Origin of the sequence: Flavobacterium dankookense (genome assembly GCF_004362665.1) — a bacterium.
Lineage (GTDB): Bacteria > Bacteroidota > Bacteroidia > Flavobacteriales > Flavobacteriaceae > Flavobacterium > Flavobacterium dankookense.
In genome coordinates this window covers 193,035-212,748 of the sequence record NZ_SNXR01000015.1, presented here as the reverse complement: position 1 = coordinate 212,748, position 19,714 = coordinate 193,035, and the positions used below count along the sequence as shown (strand labels likewise).

17 protein-coding genes are annotated in these 19,714 nt (G+C 33.0%); 11 read left to right on the top strand and 6 right to left on the bottom strand.

Annotation, left to right across the window (positions count from 1 at the left end; translation table 11 throughout):
* Positions 1-97: 97 nt before the first annotated feature.
* The 4 genes from BC748_RS11250 (at position 98) to BC748_RS11235 (ending at position 4,044) form a co-directional block, all read left to right on the top strand.
* Positions 98-580 (top strand): hypothetical protein, encoded by a 483-nt coding sequence (locus BC748_RS11250; RefSeq protein ID WP_133533593.1) that lies wholly within the window; start codon positions 98-100, stop codon positions 578-580.
* A gap of 184 nt (positions 581-764) precedes the next feature.
* Positions 765-1,856 carry a ligand-binding sensor domain-containing protein gene (locus tag BC748_RS11245; RefSeq protein WP_133533592.1) on the top strand — a complete coding sequence of 364 codons (1,092 nt, stop codon included), beginning with the start codon at positions 765-767 and terminating at the stop codon, positions 1,854-1,856.
* Between the two features lie 259 nt (positions 1,857-2,115).
* Positions 2,116-2,577: a hypothetical protein gene (locus BC748_RS11240; protein WP_133533591.1), complete on the top strand. Its 462-nt coding sequence runs from the start codon at positions 2,116-2,118 to the stop codon at positions 2,575-2,577.
* Positions 2,578-2,697: 120 nt separating this feature from the next.
* Positions 2,698-4,044 carry a DEAD/DEAH box helicase gene (locus BC748_RS11235; RefSeq protein ID WP_133533590.1) on the top strand — a complete coding sequence of 449 codons (1,347 nt, stop codon included), beginning with the start codon at positions 2,698-2,700 and terminating at the stop codon, positions 4,042-4,044.
* 1 nt (position 4,045) lies between these two features.
* Here BC748_RS11235 and BC748_RS11230 read toward each other — a convergent pair whose 3' ends face one another.
* Positions 4,046-5,155, bottom strand: a complete 1,110-nt coding sequence (locus BC748_RS11230) for a lactonase family protein (RefSeq protein WP_133533671.1) — start codon at positions 5,153-5,155, stop codon at positions 4,046-4,048.
* Between the two features lie 125 nt (positions 5,156-5,280).
* On the opposite strand from BC748_RS11230, the gene BC748_RS11225 reads away from it, so the two are divergent.
* Genes BC748_RS11225 through BC748_RS11205 form a run of 5 tightly spaced genes read left to right on the top strand, consistent with a single transcriptional unit; the run spans position 5,281 to position 11,886 of the window.
* Entirely contained in the window at positions 5,281-7,209 is a 1,929-nt protein-coding gene (locus BC748_RS11225) for a vWA domain-containing protein (protein ID WP_133533589.1), read from the top strand.
* Positions 7,206-8,456, top strand: coding sequence for a dihydroorotase (locus BC748_RS11220; RefSeq protein ID WP_133533588.1), 1,251 nt, complete (start codon positions 7,206-7,208; stop codon positions 8,454-8,456). Before BC748_RS11225 ends, BC748_RS11220 begins: the two co-directional genes overlap by 4 nt.
* Positions 8,457-8,783, top strand: coding sequence for a hypothetical protein (locus BC748_RS11215; RefSeq protein ID WP_133533587.1), 327 nt, complete (start codon positions 8,457-8,459; stop codon positions 8,781-8,783).
* A 43-nt stretch (positions 8,784-8,826) separates the two neighbouring features.
* The gene (locus BC748_RS11210) at positions 8,827-11,232 is read left to right on the top strand and encodes a TonB-dependent receptor (RefSeq protein ID WP_133533586.1); all 2,406 of its coding nucleotides are present in this window, start codon (positions 8,827-8,829) and stop codon (positions 11,230-11,232) included.
* 9 nt (positions 11,233-11,241) lie between these two features.
* A complete protein-coding gene (locus BC748_RS11205) occupies positions 11,242-11,886 on the top strand; it encodes an alpha/beta hydrolase (RefSeq protein ID WP_133533585.1) in 645 nt (214 codons plus the stop codon).
* 53 nt (positions 11,887-11,939) lie between these two features.
* On the opposite strand, the gene BC748_RS11200 is transcribed toward BC748_RS11205, so the two are convergent.
* The 3 genes from BC748_RS11200 to BC748_RS11190 are packed head-to-tail and all read right to left on the bottom strand — an operon-like array spanning position 11,940 to position 13,704.
* Positions 11,940-12,428, bottom strand: coding sequence for a hypothetical protein (locus BC748_RS11200; RefSeq protein ID WP_133533584.1), 489 nt, complete (start codon positions 12,426-12,428; stop codon positions 11,940-11,942).
* Between the two features lie 3 nt (positions 12,429-12,431).
* A complete protein-coding gene (locus BC748_RS11195) occupies positions 12,432-12,923 on the bottom strand; it encodes a hypothetical protein (RefSeq protein ID WP_133533583.1) in 492 nt (163 codons plus the stop codon).
* A gap of 13 nt (positions 12,924-12,936) precedes the next feature.
* Positions 12,937-13,704, bottom strand: coding sequence for an MBL fold metallo-hydrolase (locus BC748_RS11190; RefSeq protein ID WP_133533582.1), 768 nt, complete (start codon positions 13,702-13,704; stop codon positions 12,937-12,939).
* Between the two features lie 127 nt (positions 13,705-13,831).
* Here BC748_RS11190 and BC748_RS11185 point away from each other — a divergent pair, with 127 nt between their 5' ends.
* On the top strand, positions 13,832-15,298 hold the full coding sequence (locus tag BC748_RS11185; RefSeq protein WP_133533581.1) for a TonB-dependent receptor: 1,467 nt from the start codon (positions 13,832-13,834) through the stop codon (positions 15,296-15,298).
* 40 nt (positions 15,299-15,338) lie between these two features.
* On the opposite strand, the gene BC748_RS11180 is transcribed toward BC748_RS11185, so the two are convergent.
* Together BC748_RS11180 and alaS are read right to left on the bottom strand one after the other, a co-directional pair.
* Positions 15,339-15,770: a lipocalin family protein gene (locus BC748_RS11180; RefSeq protein WP_133533580.1), complete on the bottom strand. Its 432-nt coding sequence runs from the start codon at positions 15,768-15,770 to the stop codon at positions 15,339-15,341.
* A gap of 7 nt (positions 15,771-15,777) precedes the next feature.
* A complete protein-coding gene (alaS, locus tag BC748_RS11175) occupies positions 15,778-18,414 on the bottom strand; it encodes an alanine--tRNA ligase (RefSeq protein ID WP_133533579.1) in 2,637 nt (878 codons plus the stop codon).
* A gap of 302 nt (positions 18,415-18,716) precedes the next feature.
* Here alaS and BC748_RS11170 point away from each other — a divergent pair, with 302 nt between their 5' ends.
* Positions 18,717-19,697 (top strand): M23 family metallopeptidase, encoded by a 981-nt coding sequence (locus BC748_RS11170; protein ID WP_133533578.1) that lies wholly within the window; start codon positions 18,717-18,719, stop codon positions 19,695-19,697.
* Positions 19,698-19,714: the final 17 nt, after the last annotated feature.

The following is a 19,714-nucleotide window of genomic DNA, read 5'->3' as shown; positions in this document are numbered from 1 at the left end:
GCAATTGCTGGGTTGCTTAGTGACCAGCTGCGCAAAGTCTCCCGACTTTGAGCTAAAATAAAAGCCTATCATATTAATTCCTTAAAAAAAAGCGCAAATGAAATCGAAAATAAAAATACTTCTTCTGATTTTAAGTTGTTATACATTAATGGGTTGTCCTGGCGGAAAATTTCACGAGTATAAATATACCGGAATGGATTCGCAGGATGATGAATTTGCTTTTACAAAAGTTAAATATGATGGAGATAATTTTTTAAACATAAGAACTGGATATTATATAAAGTACATGAAACCAAAACTAAGTGGTTTAACAGCTACAATTAAATTAAGTCCAAATATTGACTTAAGCAAAAATGAAATTATTAAGGAAATTAAATCAACTGCCTTCGGAAAATTAAATAAAGTCGACAGTTTATCTTATCCAAACCAGGTATCTGAATCTGAAAATTGCTTAACTTATACTTTAACTTTTGAAAACAACAACGAAACAAAAATGTTGAAGAAAATAAAGAATGATACCATTTCAATTGAACTGTCAAATGGGAAGACATTAGAATTTGTTAGAAAATCGTTAGAATAAAACCTGTTGATCAAAGCATCCTTACTTTGAGTTATTACAAAAACCTATTATCAAAGTTTAAAATAATATTTCAAACTAAAAACCTAAAAGCTTCTCGCTCATACAATCAAAACAAAACAAACAATTATTTTTCTACCTTTGATTAAAGTGTGATAGCACATTTTACAACAGAAAAACAATTACTATGGCTTTACACCAAAATAAGAAAACAAGCTACTTTTCACTACTTCTATTATTTTTATTAAATTCCTGTGCTGGACAAAATGCAGAACCAAAAGTAGTAAGCATAACAAAAATCCATCAAGACAGTATTAGTGTTAATGCAGCAACGCTACCCGAATTTAAAGTAGATGTTCACGACAAAGAAAGTCAGGGTAATCAAATTAGCGGTGTTATCAGAACCGTTTTTCAAGACAGTAAAGGAAACTACTGGTTTGGCACCCAAGATGGACTTTGCCGAAAAGATAAAAACGGACTTTTCTATTTTGATTTAAAAGACAGTAATAACCAAGGAGTAACAGTACATACTATTATTGAAGATACCAAGGGAATTGTCTGGATTGGTTATGGCGGTGGCATTGCAAAATATGACGGTAGTTATTTTACTGTTTTTCATCAAAAAGATATTCTATTGAGAACTGGTCTTTGGAGCATGACCATAGATAAAAAAGGTATTCTTTGGATTGGGACAACCCAAGGCGTTTTTACCTTTGATGGTAAAACACTTTCTCCATTCGAAATTCCAGAAGGAAAAATAAATCCTTCAATGGGTATTAGTACTGCCAAAATGGTTCATTCCATAATTGAGGACCGTAATGGCAACATGTGGTTTGCCACTAATGGTGGTGTTTACAAGTTTGATGGAACTTCTTTAAAAAACATTTCTGAGAAAGACGGACTTCAATCCAATTTTGTTAGTACTGTTATTGAAAGTAAGATGGGCTATTTTTATATTGCAATATCCAAAGCAATTTATAAATACGACGGAAAGACACTTACCAACATTACTGAAAAACTAATTAAAAATGATGATAGTATTGGTTGTGTTTATGAAGACAAAGAAGGTACGCTTTGGTTTAGCGTAAACAAGCGAGAAATTTATAATTATAACACCAATGGATTTACAAAAGTTAAAAATAAAGACAGTGACTTTTCGCCGTTTCCTTTCCAAATTTACCAAGACCTACAAAACCGTTTTTGGTTTGTTGGGTTTAAAGGTGCCTACCGATTAGACAACGGAGCATTTGTAAATGTAACTAGAGATGGACCTTGGTAAAAAATTATAAAGTGCTTTATCTTAATTCTATAGGAAGATAAAGAAACGCAAGTAATACCGTTGTCGTTTTTTACTAAATTTGCTTTGAAGTGGGTTTGCTGGAAAAATTTAAAACCCACTTGAAATAATGAAAAGTTATTATTAGTTAGTTAGCCAAAAATCTTAAAAAAAATAAATGAAAATAGTAAGCCCTCTTTTTATTGTCCTTTTATTGCTAAATTTTAGTAGTAATCAAGAAATGGATTTTGGTTCATTTACAATGAAAATTCCAAACAATTGGAAGTATATCAAAAAAAGGGAAACAGATTTTATCTTGGGTGAAATAGCACTTGATAAAAAAGACACTTTACAATTCTATTATGGCAAAAACTTAAATAATTTTGAGGCTAACAAAGGGTTTTACATTATTAATGATAGTGTATTTCTTTATCAAGAAAATGAAGATAAAGTTAATCGATATAAAGATAAATTTTACGGCAAAGCAGATACTGTTAATTTTAAAAATTTATCTAACACAAAATCTTCTTTCGAAGTAATCAATAATATAAATGCACAAATAACAATTCCAAAAAAAGTTGGAACAGGATTAACCTGGGTTTATTTTAAAAAAATTAAGACCAAGGAAAAGAATGTGAGTTTTTTAATTAGTGGTTTTAATTTAAGTGAAGAGAATCAACAAGCATTCTTAAAATCAATTAGAACAATCAAATTCAAAAAATAAGAAAGACATTCATTCTCAAAGGTGAATAAAACCTAACCGTTGACTTCCAAAACAAACAAAACCCACTTCCAAATCGCATAACCGTTAGAAATTGTTACCTTTGCCAAAATCCGCAATAGCATGTCCACTTTTGAGCAATTCAATTTACCTAAATCATTACAAAAAGCCATAGACGAACTTGGGCTAACAACGCCTACTCCTATTCAGGAACGCGCTTTTTCGCCAATACTTTCGGGTAGAGATGTAATGGGTATTGCACAAACAGGAACAGGAAAAACCTTTGCTTACCTCTTGCCTATCTTAAAACAATGGAAATTTGTCGCTACTGACTCGCCAAGAGTTTTAATTTTAGTACCAACACGTGAGTTGGTTGTTCAAGTAGCAGAAGAAGTAGAAAAGTTGACACGCTTCATGTCGGTTAGAACCGTTGGCGTATATGGTGGTGTGAACATCAACACACAGAAAAAAGCAATTTATCAAGGTGTTGACGTTTTGGTTGGAACACCAGGACGAACAATGGATTTGGCATTAGACAATGTTATCCGTTTTGACAGTTTGCAAAAACTAATCATCGACGAGTTTGACGAAATACTCAACCAAGGATTTAGAACCCAAGTTACTACTATATTATCGATGCTAAAAAACAAGCGTCAAAACATTTTGTTCTCTGCAACGATGACCGATGAAGTAGATGCCATGCTCGAAGAATATTTTGATTTGCCTGAAGAAGTTTCGTTGGCAGCTAGTGGCACGCCTTTAGAAAAAATTGAACAATTGGGTTATTACGTTCCTAACTTTTTGACGAAAATAAATCTTATCCTTGAATTATTGAAAGACGAAAAGCTAGAACGCGTGTTGCTTTTTGTAAACAATAAAAAAACGGCCGATTTACTAGCAGATAAAATTGAAGAAGTCTATCCTGAACAATTTGGTGTTATTCATTCGAACAAATCCCAAAACTATCGTTTGCAAACGATGGCTTCGTTTCAAGCAGGAGAAATTCGCGGTATCGTAACTACTGATGTGATGGCGCGCGGTTTGGATATTTCTGATATTACTCATGTTATCAACGTGGAGTTTCCCGAAATTCCAGAGCAATACATTCACCGAATTGGTAGAACAGGTCGTGCGGATAAATCGGGTATTGCCATTAGTTTAATTGTTCCAAACGAGCAAGAAATTCAAATTGAAGCCGAAGTGTTGATGGAAAAGGAAATTACGTTTTTAGCACTTCCATCCACAGTTGAAATTGCCGAAAAACTTTTGGAATTTGAAAAAGACAAGAAAAAGCAAATGAAGTTTTTGATGAAAAAACCAAAGTTGGAAGGCGGTGCTTCGTTTCATGAAAAAGCAGCCAAAAACAAAAAAATCAATCTTGGCGGACCATCAAAAACTAAAAAGAAAACCGGAACTTCTGTCAACCGAAACATCTTAAAAACAAGAGCGGCAAAGCGCAAGAAGAAATAAACTAGTTTTCAAAAACTAAACAAACTGGCGAACATACTTTAATTCTTTGATTGGTATCGGTCAACGTGCCTTTGGTTTTATTTCTTCTAAACACCACAACTTCATTTGAATACTGATGTGCTACAAGCAAAAAATTCCCCGATGGATCAATAGCAAAATTCCGTGGACCTTTGCCTAGCGTGCTGATGGTTTGTACTAATTTTAATGTTCCATCTTCTTTAATTTTAAAACACGAAATGGTATTTGCCGTTCCACGATTGGTAGCATAAAGAAAAATACCGTCAGGCGAAATGTGAATATCAGCAGCACTGGTTTCGCCTACAAACTTTTTCTCCAAAAGCGATGTTTCTTGCAGCAAATTTAACTCACCATCCTGATAACTAAACGCCGAAACCAAACCCGTTAACTCTTGAACTAAATAGACAAACTTACCATCATTACTAAAGGTAAGATGTCTTGGTCCACTGCCAACCTTTACTTTTTTAACTTTGTATAATTCCAATGGTTTGTCATCGCGGTTTTGATCGTACTTATAAATATGTATAAAATCGGTTCCCAAATCGGTTGCTAAAACGTATTTTTTATCTGGAGAAAAATGCAGCTGATGCACATGCGGTTTTTCCTGGCGTTGTTGATTACTACTGTTGCCATAATGTTTAATCGTTTGTTTTACTTTAGACAAACTGCCATCAGGATTTTTACCAAAAACGGCTATGTTACCACCGCTATAATTAGCAATCATTACATTTTTATCATCCGTAATGATATGACACGGATCATTTCCTTCGGAAGGAAGAGCATTTTTAAACTTTAAACTACTCGTTTTTGAAGTATAGTCAAAAGCACTTACCGCACTCGCATCGCCATTCTCGTTAACGCTATAAACCGTTTTTTTATCCGAAGAAAGCGCTAGAAAACTAGGGTTTACTATACTTTTTGAGGAAGATTTCAATTTAAAATCAGCTGTTTCGGTATTAAAATCATAAATGTAAATACCGTCGCTTTTGCAAGTGTTAGTATAAGTACCAATCAGTAACTTGGTTTTATTGTCTTGTGAAAAAGCCATTTGGGACAAGCAAAATGTAAGCAAGAAAGTAAAAAAATGTTTCATTTGTGGAATTTTGACTGCTGCAAAAATAGGTGTTTCAAAAGTTAACAGCATTTTTTAAATTTAAAATTTTGAATTCGTAACTCAAAATAATAAAAAGTAGTATTTTTGACAAATCGAAAATCAAAATGCAATTCAAACATCCAGAAATTCTATATTTTCTTTTCTTATTGGTTATCCCAATTCTGGTTCACTTATTTCAATTGCGTCGTTTTAAAAAAGAATATTTTACCAATGTTCAATTTTTAAAAGAACTATCTATTCAAACACGAAAAAGTTCCACCATCAAAAAATGGTTGTTGCTTTTCACTCGATTATTACTCCTAGCCTTTTTAATTTTAGCGTTTGCTCAACCTTTTTTTACAGCAAAAGAAAGTAAAAAAGCTACCAATGAAATGTATATCGTTCTAGATAATTCGTTCAGTATGCAAGCCAAAGGAAAAAATGGCGAATTGCTAAAAAGAGCGGTTCAAGATTTATTGGAACACACGCCAGAAGCGCAAAACTTTTCATTAATCACTTGCAATGAGAATTTTTGGAACACGGATATTAAATCCATTCAAAAAGAATTACAAAATTTAAAATACAGCGGCAACGAATTCCGATTGGATAATATTTTAGCAAAAATAAATGCAAGAAAATCAGCTTTTAATAAAGACATCATTATCATTACCGATGCTGTTGGCGTTAAAGAAAATCAAGCCAAAGGATTTAGAAAAGAAGACAATGTATTGTTCGTTCTTCCAGAAGCGGAACAAAAAAATAATGTGGCTATTGACAGCGTTTTTATTCAACAAACACTCGATGATTTCTATGAAATTGGTGTAAAACTTACGGCAAACGGCGAAGATTTCAAAGAAGTGCCTATTTCGCTTTACAACAATTCGAAACTCGCGGCAAAAACCATTTTGAATTTTGAAACAACGACTAAAACCATCAATTTCACCATTCCAAAAGCCGATTTTAATGGTTATGTTTCTATTCTTGACAAAGGTTTAGAGTATGACAATACGTATTATTTCAGCATTAGCAAACCAAGTAAAACCAACGTAATCAGTATAGGCGAAAATGATAAAAGCAACTATCTTTCGAGAATTTACACTAGTGACGAGTTTAATTATAACAACTTTCAGTTATCCAGTTTAGATTATAATGCATTGGAGAAACAAGACGCTATCGTTTTAAATGAAATACAAGAAATTCCACAAGCGTTGCAAACTACGTTAAAATCGTTTGTGCAAAAAGGTGGTAATTTGGTCATCGTTCCAGCGCAAAATAGCAATGTGCAAAACTTAAACACTTGGCTTGCTGGTTTTGGAGCTATTAAACTGAATGCAGCAACCAATTCGGAAAAAAAAGTAACTAAAATAAATTTCAATCATCCGTTATTTAGCGGTGTTTTTGAGAAAAAGATTGATAATTTTCAATATCCATCAACCAAGAATTCATTTGCTGTAAGCACTACTTCACCAGCAATTTTAACTTATGAAGACCAAACGGCTTTTCTAACTTCCGTTAAAAATGAATTAGCTTCAGTGTATGTTTTTGCGGCAGCAATCAATAAAGAAAATAGTAATTTTCAAAACTCACCGCTGATTGTTCCGACTTTTTACAACATGGCAAAAAACAATCAAAAAACAGGTGTAAATGCTATTATCATTGGAGAAAACCAACCTTTTATAATTGATGCTTCGCTTTCAAAAGATGAAATTATTGAGATAAAAAACGATACCGAAAAATTTATTCCTGTACAGCAAATGATGAATACCAAAGTTAAAATGACCTTTAACGAAAATCCGTCAACGGCTGGAAATTTTGGTATTTATAATAAAACAAACTTGGTGCAAAATATTGGTTTCAATTACAGTAGAACCGAAAGTAATCTGTCGTTAGCCAATCCAGATATTGCAGCCAACTTTCAAGAAATCAACGATATTGAAACGGTGTTCAACACCATTCAAACAAACCGAACCGATACGCAAATCTGGAAATGGTTTGTGCTGCTTACACTACTCTTTTTAGTATTAGAATTACTCATTCAAAAATTTGTAAAATGAACCTAATCCTCCGCAACGCAACTATAATTGATAACCAAAGTGCTTTTCACAATCAAAAAGTAGATGTGGTTATCAAGGATGGAATTATAGAAAAAATAGGTAAAAGCATCTCCAATATTGATGATTATAAAGAAATCAGCATTGAAGGATTGCATATTTCACAAGGTTGGTTTGATAGTAGCGTTTCGCTTGGCGAACCTGGTTTTGAAGACCGAGAAACCATTGCCAACGGACTAGAAGTTGCGGCTAAAAGCGGTTTTACAGCCATTGCATTACAACCTAATTCGTTTCCAATTATTGACAATCAATCGCAAATTCATTTTGTAAAACAAAAAGCGCAAGGCTTTGCCACCGAGTTGTTTCCAATTGGTGCAATGACCAAAGGCAGCGAAGGCAAAGATTTAGCAGAACTTTTTGATATGAAAAACGCTGGTGCAGTTGCTTTTGGAGATTATACAAAGAGTTTGTCAAATTCTAATTTGATGAAAATTGGTTTGCAATATGCACAGGATTTTGATGGTTTGCTAATCGCATTTTGTCAAGACGAAGCAATTAAAGGAAATGGCGTTGCCAACGAAGGAATAGTTTCTACTCAACTTGGTTTGAAAGGAATTCCAACACTTGCTGAAGAATTAATTGTAGCTAGGAATTTATTTTTACTAGAATACACAGGTGGAAAACTTCATATTCCAACCATTTCAACTGCCAAATCAGTTGAGTTGATAAAAGAAGCAAAAGCAAAAGGATTGAACGTTACGTGTAGTGTTGCTGTACATCATCTAGTATTTACCGATGAAAAATTACAAACCTTTGACAGTCGCTATAAAGTTACACCACCATTGCGAAACGAAGCCGATAAAAAAGCGTTACTTAAAGCCGTTTTAGACAATACAATAGATTGCATCACATCTGACCACAATCCGATTGATATTGAACACAAAAAGATGGAATTTGATTTGGCAAAAAACGGAACGATTGGTTTAGAAAGTGCTTTTGGTGCGTTATTAACTGTTTTGCCTTTGGAAAAAGTAGTTGAAAAACTAACAGCAGGAAAAACCATTTTTGGAATTGAAAATCAACCCATAACAGAAGGCAACACAGCCAACTTATCCTTGTTTACAACCAAAAATGATTGGGACTTTAGTAAAGACAGTATTTTATCAAAATCAAAAAACAGTGCTTTCATTGGGCAAAAAATGAAAGGAAAAGCAATTGGAATTTATAATCAAAAGAAATTAGTTTTATAAATGGAACCACAAATTATAAAAGAAGGAAAAACAGCAGCTATTATCAGCTATATATTGTTCGTTGGACCATTAATCGCCATTTCAATGAATAGCGAAAATAAAAATAGTTTTGCTTCGTTTCACATCCGTCAAGGATTGGGTTTAACGATTACATTTATCACTTTGGGCATTACTATTAGTCATTTTGAAAACCTTATGATTGCCGCTTCAATGTGGATTTTTATTTCGGTTTTAGCTATGTATGGTTTGTTTTCGGCAGCAATGGGAAAAACAACTTCGCTTCCGCTTTTGGGAACTATTTTTCAGAAATTATTTAAAAATTTGTAACAAAAAACAAAGTTTCCTACCAATGTAGCAAACTCCATTTTATATGAAACATTTATACTTCTTATTTTTATTGTTGTCAAGTATTGCTGGAGCACAAAACTTTAGTATAACTGGGAAAGTTGAACTTGATAACGGTGAAAAAATCCCAACAATTTCCGTTTTATTATACCCAGAAAACAGTCAAACTTTAGTCAAAGCTATTGTTACGGATGCTAATGGAAGTTATGTATTTAACAATATTAAAACGGGTAATTATTATGTGAAAGTAAGTTACTTAGGCTATCAAAACTATACAACAGCAACTTTAAATGTAATCGACAAAAATATTGAAGTTCCAATCATACGCTTATCTAAAAGTGCTGAAGAACTTAAAGAAGTAGTCATCAAAAAAGAAAAACCGATGGTTCAAGTCTTGGCAGACAAAACGGTTTTTAATGTAGAAAACACCATTAATGCGACAGGAACTTCGGGATTTGAATTGTTGCGAAAAGCACCAGGCGTTGTGATTGACAATAATGACAACTTAATTGTTGAAGGGAAATCAGGTGTTTTAATTTATATCGATGGAAAGCAATCGTTTTTATCGGGTTCCGATTTGACAAATTATCTAAAAACCATACAAGCCACAGACATTGAAGCGGTTGAAATCATCACACAACCGTCATCAAAATATGATGCCGCTGGAAATGCTGGAATTGTTAATATCAAATTGAAAAAGAATAAAAACTTTGGAACAAACGGAACGATAAGTTCTGGTTTTAACGTAGGTAGATTTGGAACTTCGGTAAATTCCATTTCATTTAATAATAGAAACAAGAAGAATAATTTTTACGGAAGTTATAGTAATCGTTTTGGAAGAAATTATGGTTTTATAAATCTTTATCGCGAACAAAGCAACACACTTTTCGATTCTCGTTCGACTAGTGTTTATGAAAATAACGCCAACAATCTAAAATTTGGTTATGATTATTATGCTAATTCAAAAAATACGTTTGGGGTTGTAGTTAGTGGAAACTTTAATAATTCGTTCAGCAACGGAAAAACGAGAACGCCAATAAAACAAATTAACGCCACAACTATTGATAGTATTTTAATTGCCAAAGGCGATGCAAGCAACAACAATTACAATCTTTATTCCAACATAAATTACAGATACCAAGATACATCAGGAACAACGTTTAGTTCGGATTTTGATTATGGAAAATACAACAGTGATAGAAATAATTATCAACCTAACTTCTATTACAACAATACTGAAAGTATGATTTTAAGCGAATCCATCAATTCGCAAAACACTCCGATTTTAATTGATATTTTATCTTTAAAAAGTGATTATGAACAACGTCTTTTCAAAGGGAAATTTGGTGCAGGTTTTAAAACTTCTTTGGTAAAAACAGACAATACATTTGATGTTTTTAATTATGAAAACGGAGAACCTATTTTCAATACCAATCTGAGTAATCGATTTGAATTTAATGAAAACATCAATGCGGTTTACATGAACTATAATCGTTTGTATAAAAAGTTCAATTTTCAAGTTGGGTTGCGAGTTGAAAACACAAATTCAGATGGGAAACTTATCAGCACACAACAAAACGAAAATGAAAGAGTAAAAAGAAATTATACTGATTTATTTCCAAGTGGTGGAATTACCTACCAAGCAAACGACAACAATTCAATAGCTTTACTTTTTAGTAGTCGAATTGAAAGACCAAGCTATCAATCGCTAAATCCATTTGAAAATCAAATTGATGAGCTGTCGTTCCAAAAAGGAAATCCGTTTTTAAAACCTCAATATACAACGAACATCAAAGTTTCTCATACCTATAAATACACTTTAAATACAACTTTGAGTTATAGTTATATCACTGACTTTTTTGCACAAGTAACCGAAGCAGTTGGCGATACCAAAAACTTCTTAATTACAAGAAATGTGGCCAATCAAGAAATAATAAATCTTGGTATTTCTTATCCTTTTAAAGTGAAAGAATGGTGGAATGTGTATATGTCTGTTAACGCTTATCAAAGCAAATACATTCCGACGAACGACTCTTTTACGGGCTTAACACAAGAAACTTTTAGTTTTTATGGTCAAAACAATTTTAGCCTTCCAAAAAATTTCAATTTAGAAGTTTCTGGTTGGTATAGTTCGCCATCCGTTTGGGGTGGAACATACAGAACCAAAGGATTAGGTTCATTAGACTTAGCTGTTCAAAAACAATTTATGAACAAAAGACTAACGGCTAGATTGGCATTTTCGGATGTTTTATTTACATCACCTTGGAATGGACGAGCAACGTTTCCAAATCTAGTAATTCGTGGCGATGGTGGAAGTGATAGCCGACAAGTTCGTTTTAATTTAAGTTATAACTTTGGTAGCGAACAAATCAAACGAGCACAAAACAGAAATACTGGTTTAGAAGACGAAAAAAATAGAATTGGAAATTAATTTTGAACCATGAATTTATCCTTACATCATTTAGTTAGAGAGCCAAAAATTAAAAATGATAAAAATCCTTTGTTGCTATTACTACATGGTTATGGCAGTAATGAGGAAGATTTATTTTCTTTTGCCAATGAATTACCTGATAATTATTATGTGATTTCGGCACGCGCACCTTTTGACATGATGTATAACAGTTATGCTTGGTATGCCATAAATTTTGATGCAGATGAAAACAAGTTCTCTGATATTGGTCAAGCTCGAGCTTCAAGAGACATCATTGCTAATTTCATTGACGAATTAGTTGCCAATTATGCCATTGACGATAAAAACGTAACCTTAATTGGTTTCAGTCAAGGTTGTATTTTGAGTTATGCTGTTGCCTTATCGTATCCAGAAAAAGTACAACGAGTAGTAGCAATGAGCGGTTATTTAAATACTGAAATTGCTGTGGATGATTTCAAAAACAATGATGTGTCTCAACTTAGAATATTTGCTTCTCACGGAACAGTTGACCAAGTTATACCCGTAGATTGGGCTCGAAAATCAATTCCCGTTTTAGAAGATTTAGGAATAAATGTTACATACAGGGAATATCCTGTTGGACATGGTGTTGCGCCACAAAACTTTTTTGATTTTAAGAAATGGCTGGAAGATTAGATATGAAATATCAGATTTTAGAAATTTAATATTTGATATTTAAAATCTAATATTTATTGTTCCGTATCGCTTCCTAAAACTTTATGTCCAATTTCTGCATCACCAGAAAACTTAATTTCTTCCCCTTTTTTAAGCACATAACCTTTCCAAGGAATAAGTTGCCAATCTTGATAAATCCAAGGACTTCCTTCCGATTTTCTGGTTAGTATAATAGAATTGGCATCGTTTGGCAAAAAAACCTCCGCTTGATTAACATCTTCACTAAAAAGTACATAAGCGCTTTTGGTTTCATCTTCATTTGCTTCTAGATTAGCAGGATTTAATTGAATCCCAGAAAATCCTTTTACACATTCCTTATTAACTTTTGACCAAACATAACCAGCCGAAGCCAAGCATCCGTTTTCATCTTTATCAGAAACTGCAATAGTATCTTTTGGAGCATTTGCCACTTCTTCTGCTTCTTCAACCGATGGATTATCCGTTAATTTACAAGAAGAAAATAACAGTGTAACTAGTAAAAGTGAAAGTATATTTTTCATCATTTTTTAATTTAATTGTTGTGGATATAAATAGCTATCCATCGTTTGAAACGTTATACTTTGGTCTTCTTCAACAAAATATTTTATAAGTACTTCGCCCCAAAGTTCGCCATTACTATAATCAGCAATAATCCAACGGTGATTTAAAATTTTTAGTTTGTTGATGATGAATTTTTGTTCGCCAACTTTACCTTGATCAACATATTTATTTCCTGCTGGATCATCATTGTATGCCAAAAGTGCTTGTTTTACTTTTTCAGAAAAAGCAGCAAGATTATTTTGGTTCAAATAATTCTGAGCTCTATCATTAAATTCCAATGAAAAAGAATTATCATCAATCGACTTATTATACATTACTAATGTGCTGTCTTTTAGTTTTTTGTTTTCTATTTTCAAAGTATTCACTTCATCTAAACCTTTTGAAGCAAAATATTTGTAGGTGAAAACATTCATCAAAACAGCAATGATAAACAAATATAAAAACAATGATTTTTTCATATAAAATATAAAATTATAAAGTAATTTTTAAATTATCATAAGCTAAAAAAACATTGGCAGGCAAACGTTTTTGAACTTCTTCGTGAAAACCTAAAAGATGACTAATATGTGTTAAATATGCTTTTGTAGGTTGTACCAAATGTATGAAATCTAAAGCATCTTGCAAATTAAAATGTGAATGATGTTCTTCTTCTCTCAAGCAATTAATAACCAATACTTTTGCATTTTTTACTTTCTCAACCTCAACGTCATCTATTGATTTCACATCCGTCAAATAAACGAAATCATCAACACGATAACCAAAAACCTGCGTTCCGCCGTGATTGACATTAATTGGAACAATTTCTTTTCCACCAAGTAAAAATGGAATATTATTAATCACTTCAATTGGCTCAACGCGTGGCGCACCAGGATATTTGTTTTCGGTTTTAAAAATATAATCAAATCGAACAGCCAAATTTTCTAAAACATCACGATGAGCATAAACAGGAATTGGTTTAGATTGCTTAAAATAAAAAGGACGAATATCATCTAACCCTGCGGTATGATCAGCATGTTCGTGCGTAAAAAGCAATGCATCCAATTTTTGACAACCCGAAACCAACATTTGCTGTCTAAAATCAGGACCGCAATCAATCACTATCGAATTTTCATCCCAAGTTAACCAAACCGAAACTCGTAATCGTTTGTCTTTGGCATCATTACTTAAACAAACCGAATGTGAACTACCAATAACGGGAATGCCTTGTGAAGTTCCTGTTCCTAGAAAATAGATTTGCATAATAGCACGGTTTTTGATAAAAATAATTTGTTGGTTTTATTTCTAAAGCAATTAATTACAAAAATAGGGTTAATTATCTTTCTATGAAATAGCTATTTTACTAACTTTGCAAAGTATATAAATTACTATGGATACAATTATTTCAAACATAAAGTTAAAAGGTGATAAAGCTATTGAGCAGATTCCTGCAATTAAAGACAAAGCTTTACGAATCAACCTGAATGAAAACATTTATGGAACCTTTGCAGAAATTGGCGCTGGACAAGAAACGGTAAGACATTTTTTTAGAGCTGGAGGAAGTTCTGGAACTATTGCAAAAGCGATGTCTGCTTATGATAAAGATTTTAGTGACGCCATTTATGGTATTGAAGATGACGGAAGATATGTTACGGAAAGTCGTTTGAAAAAAATGCTAAACCATGAGGTAGAACTGATTGAAAAGCGTTTAAAAAGAGACAAACATCCTAATAAAATATTCTTCAGTTTTGCAAATACCGTTGCTACCATTGACTTTGCAAAGCAATTTAAGGGTCATGGTTGGGTTGGAATAAAATACCAAGTAGAACCAGATGAAGAGTATAATGAAATTACGCTTCATATTCGTTTTAAAGAAACTGATGCAAAGTTGCAACAAGAAACATTAGGTATTTTAGGGGTAAATTTAATTTATGGTGCATATTATAAATACAATGATCCAAAAAAACTGCTTCGTTATTTGTATGACCATTTAGACAAAGACCAATTAGAGATTGACACTATCAATTTTTCTGGTCCACGATTTGCTAATGTTGACAATCGATTGATGAGTTTACAATTAGTGAAAAATGGCATGACCGATGCGGTAATGTTTGGTCCAGATGGTAAAAATATTTTACCAGCAGCGATACTTTACAAAAAAAATATTCTTGCTTTGCGCGGAAGTTTCCGTCCAGTAACTCAGGTAAATATGGACATGTATGAGAAATCATTAAAAATGTTTCTTGACGAAAGCAAAGTAGACAAAGACAATGCCTTAGTAATTTTTGAAATTACACTTTCAAACCTTCGTTCTGAAGGTGAAATTGACGAAAGAGATTTCATGGACAGAGCAGAATTACTTTGTTCGTTAGGACAAACCGTAATGATATCCAACTTTCAAGAATATTACAAAGTAGTTGAATATTTTTCTAGTTATACCAAAGCTAGAATGGGATTAGCGATGGGTGTAAACAACTTAATTGATATTTTTGATGAAAAATACTATCGTCATTTAAGTGGTGGAATTCTTGAAGCGTTTGGAAAATTATTCTACCGTGATTTGAAAGTGTTCTTATATCCAATGGAAGATGAAAATGGAGAAATCATAAACTCTCAAAATCTAAAAGTTCATCCAAGAATGAAAGAATTATACAAATTCTTCGCTTATAATGGAAAGGTAGTCGACATCACCGAATTTGATAAAGACCACTTAAAAATTTTCTCACGCGAAGTTTTAAAAATGATTAGCAATGGAACTCCAGGTTGGGAAAATCTTTTACCAAAAGGTATTGCAGAGATAATCAAGCAACATCATCTTTTTGGTTATGATCCAAATAGAATTTTAGAAAAAGCATAATAAAAAAACCCTTTCAGCAAATTGAAAGGGTTTTTCTTTTTTAGTTTCTTGTCATATAATATCTGACATCTTCAACAGCACCAGTATCTTCATTAATTCCATCTTGTTTCAAAATCAACTCATTGCTGGTTAACTTTTCAACAGTAATGTCATATTCCATAAAATTGGGTATCGAAACTGTTATTACTCTTCCATTTAAATACCAGTTAGATTCCTCAACTTCATTTAATTCACAATCAATATTATATCCATTAAATGTTAAAATATCATTATCAAAAAACTCTTGAAAATCTCTTGAAATTGAACAATCATGGTTGTAATCTTCAAAAGCTCCATTATTTATTGTTCCTCCTTTTAAATACCATTTTCCAAGTAAATTTTGCTTGGTTACAGCCAAACCATTATCGTCATCACTACTACAAGAAGTAGTAAAAGCTGTAAAAATGAGTAATCCTAAAATAATTTTTTTCATGTTTATTTTATTTAATATAATTAATTACTTTCTCCAAAGCTTCTTTTATTCCAGCAACATTTTTTCCTTTTCCAGAGGCAAAAAATGGTTGTCCACCACCATTTCCATCGATTAATTTTCCTAATTCACGAATTACATTTCCAGCATTTAATCCTTTTTCGGTAACCAATTCTTTTGAAATATAACAGTGAATATTTGGAGCATTATCTTCAACAGAAGCTAAAAACACAAACGAATTTGGTTTTGAAGTTCCAATTGCTTGCGCCAGATCTTTCGTTGCACTCATCGATAAATCAACTTGTTTTGCTAAAAAGTTAATTCCGTTTATAACTTGAAAATCTGCAAGTAAATTGTCTTTTAATCCGTCCACTTTTTCTTTTACTAATTGCTCAATTTGTTTTTTCAACTTCGCATTATCATCTTGCAATGAAGCTACCGATTTCAAAATATCTTGCGGATTTTTCAACGTCTCTTTAATTTCAGCTAATGTAGTTTCTTGATTTTTGTAGAAATCTTTCACAGCATCACCAGTAATAGCTTCAATACGACGAATTCCTGCTGCAACTGCACCTTCAGAAATAATTTTGAAATGCCAGATTTCAGCCGTGTTTTTCACATGAATTCCACCACAAAGTTCTTTGCTTTCGCCAAATTCAATCATTCGAACCGAATCACCATATTTTTCTCCAAACAATGCCATCGCACCTTTTTCCAATGCTTCTTTTATTGGAATATTCCTGTGTTCTACCAATTGCAATTGTGCTTCAATTTGAGAGTTTACACTTGCTTCAACCTGACGTAATTCGTCATCAGAAACTTTAGAAAAATGCGAAAAGTCAAAACGCAAATAATTCGGATTTACCAACGAACCTTTTTGCTCCACATGCGTTCCTAAAATGTTTCTCAAAGCCAAATGCATCAAATGCGTAGCCGAGTGATTTTTAGAAGTTGAAGTTCGTAAATCAGTATTTACTTTTGCTACAAAATCAACTTCAATATTTTCTGGAAGTTGTTTTGCAAAATGTATAATTAAGTTATTCTCTTTCTTAGTATCAATAATATCAATCGTTTCGTTAGCAGAAACTAATGTTCCTTTATCTCCAACTTGTCCTCCACCTTCTGGATAAAATGGGGTATTATCTAAAACTATTTGGTATAAAATTCCGTCTTTTTTAGAATCTACTTTACGAATACGAGTGATTTTTACCTCGTTTTCTGTTTGGTCATAACCAACGAATGTTTCCACATTTCCTGGAATTAAAACTGACCAATCTTCGGTTGAAACTTCTGATGCTGCACGAGAACGCGCTTTTTGTTTTTGTAATTCAGATTCGAAATCTGACTCGTTGTATGAAAATCCTTTTTCTTTCAGAATTAACGCTGTTAAATCTTTTGGAAATCCGAATGTATCGTACAATTCAAAAACTTTCGCTCCTGAAACTTCATTTCCGTTAGTTTCAGCAACTACTTTATCTAATAATTGCAAACCTTGATCTAAAGTTCTCAAAAACGAAGCTTCTTCTTCACGAATCACATTGGTAACCAATTGTTGTTGCGATTTAATTTCTGGGAAAAATTCGCCCATTTGATTCGCTAAAACTTCAACCAATTTATTGATAAAAGGTTCTTTAGTATTCAAAAATGTAAATCCGTAACGAATCGCACGACGCAAAATTCTACGAATTACATAACCTGCGCCAGTATTTGAAGGAAGTTGTCCATCGGCAATAGCAAAAGCCACAGCGCGAACGTGATCTACAATTACACGAATTGCGATGTTAGTTTTGTTTTGTTCTTCTGAAACGTTTTTAACTTCGTTTGAAGTATATTTTAATCCTGTAATTTGTTCTACTTTTTCAATTAGTGGTGTAAAAACATCCGTATCATAATTGGAAGTTACATTTTGCATTGCCATACACAAACGCTCAAATCCCATTCCGGTGTCAACGTGTTGTGCTGGTAGTTTTTCTAACGAACCATCAGCTTTACGGTTGAACTCCATGAAAACGTTGTTCCAAATTTCTACCACTTGCGGATGATCGGCATTTACTAAATCTCTTCCAGAAACAGCAGCTCTTTCAGCATCAGTTCTCAAATCGATATGAATTTCAGAACATGGACCACACGGACCTTGATCGCCCATTTCCCAAAAATTGTCTTTTTTATTTCCTAAAATAATTCGGTCTTCTGGAACGTATTGTTTCCAAATATCCCAAGCTTCTTGGTCGAAAGCAACATTTTCGGCTGGATTTCCTTCAAAAACAGAAACGTACAAACGGTCTTTGTCTAACTTCAACACTTCGGTTAAAAATTCCCAAGCCCAAGCTAAGGCTTCTTTCTTGAAATAATCGCCAAACGACCAGTTTCCAAGCATTTCAAACATGGTGTGATGGTACGTATCAAAACCTACATCTTCAAGGTCGTTATGTTTTCCTGAAACACGAAGACATTTTTGCGTATCGGCTATTCGTGGACTTTTTGGCGTTCCGTTTCCTAAAAAGTATTCTTTGAATTGTGCCATTCCCGAGTTGTTGAACATCAAGGTTGGATCGTCTTTGAGCACGATTGGTGCCGATGGAACGATTAAATGTCCTTTTGATTCAAAGAAATTAAGGTAGGCTTTACGAATGTCTTGTGATTTCATTTTAGATTATTAGACTGTTAGATCTTTAGATTATTAGATTTAAAATGGTTTACTTTTTAGCCCTGATTGAAGTGGAAATCCTTTTTTTGAGTGATAACTCAAAAAAAGATTGCAACGAAAAGCAGGAAAATGGTTTATTGAAAAAGCCCGAATGTTTCGCTCCTTATGTCAATCAAGTTGGGATTGACAGTAAAATTTGAAACAAGTTCAAATTAAATTTAAGGATTAATTGAAACATTTGTTAAATTTGTTCGTATAACCATTGTTTTTAAAACCTGCACAAAAATAGTATAAAATAAAAGATGGCGAAAAAAGTAAAGTATTATTTCGATACCGAAAGTTTGGCTTACCGCAAAATAAAACCAAAACTCTCCAAGAAATTGGGTTATATTGGTTTGTTTTTGTTGTCATCGGCGTTGTTTGGATTTTTGTGTTTTGTGGTTTTATTGAATACGCCATATTTTGAAACGCCAAAAGACCGATTGCAAGCGAGAGAAATTGAAACGATGAAGCTTCGGTATTCGATTTTGAATAAAAAAATGGAACAAATTGATGAAGTTTTGGAATCGATTGAAGAGCGAGATAATAATATTTACAGAGCTTATTTTAACACGTCACCAATCCCAACAGAACAACGAAAAGCGGGTTTTGGCGGTGTAAATAGGTACAAAGAATTAGAAGGTTTCAACAACTCTGAATTGGTTATAAACACCTCAAAACGAGTAGATGTTATATCTAAAGAATTGGCAATTCAGTCAAAATCGTTGGACGAAATTTTGGCTTTAGCAAAACAAAAAAACAAATTATTAGCCGCAATTCCAGCTATTCAACCTGTTAAAAATGAGCAGTTAAAACGAATGGCATCAGGTTTTGGATATCGAAGTGATCCGTTTACGAAAGCGAGAAAAATGCACCAAGGAATGGATTTTACATCTCCAACTGGAACACCGATTTTTGCCACTGGCGATGGAATTGTAAAACGTGCAGACAACACCGCTTCGGGTTATGGAAATCACATTGTTATTCAGCATGGATATGGTTATGAAACGCTTTATGGTCATTTGAGTAAATACAAATGCAAAGCTGGACAACGAGTAAAACGTGGTGATATTATTGGTTATGTTGGAAGCACAGGTCGAAGTGAAGCGCCACATTTGCACTATGAAGTTCACAAAGATGGTAAACCCGTGAACCCAATTAATTTTTATTATGGAAACATTTCTGCGGCAGAATATTCAATTATATCTAAATTAGCCAATCAGGAAAATCAGTCGCTTGATTAACGATTTAAGAATAATGA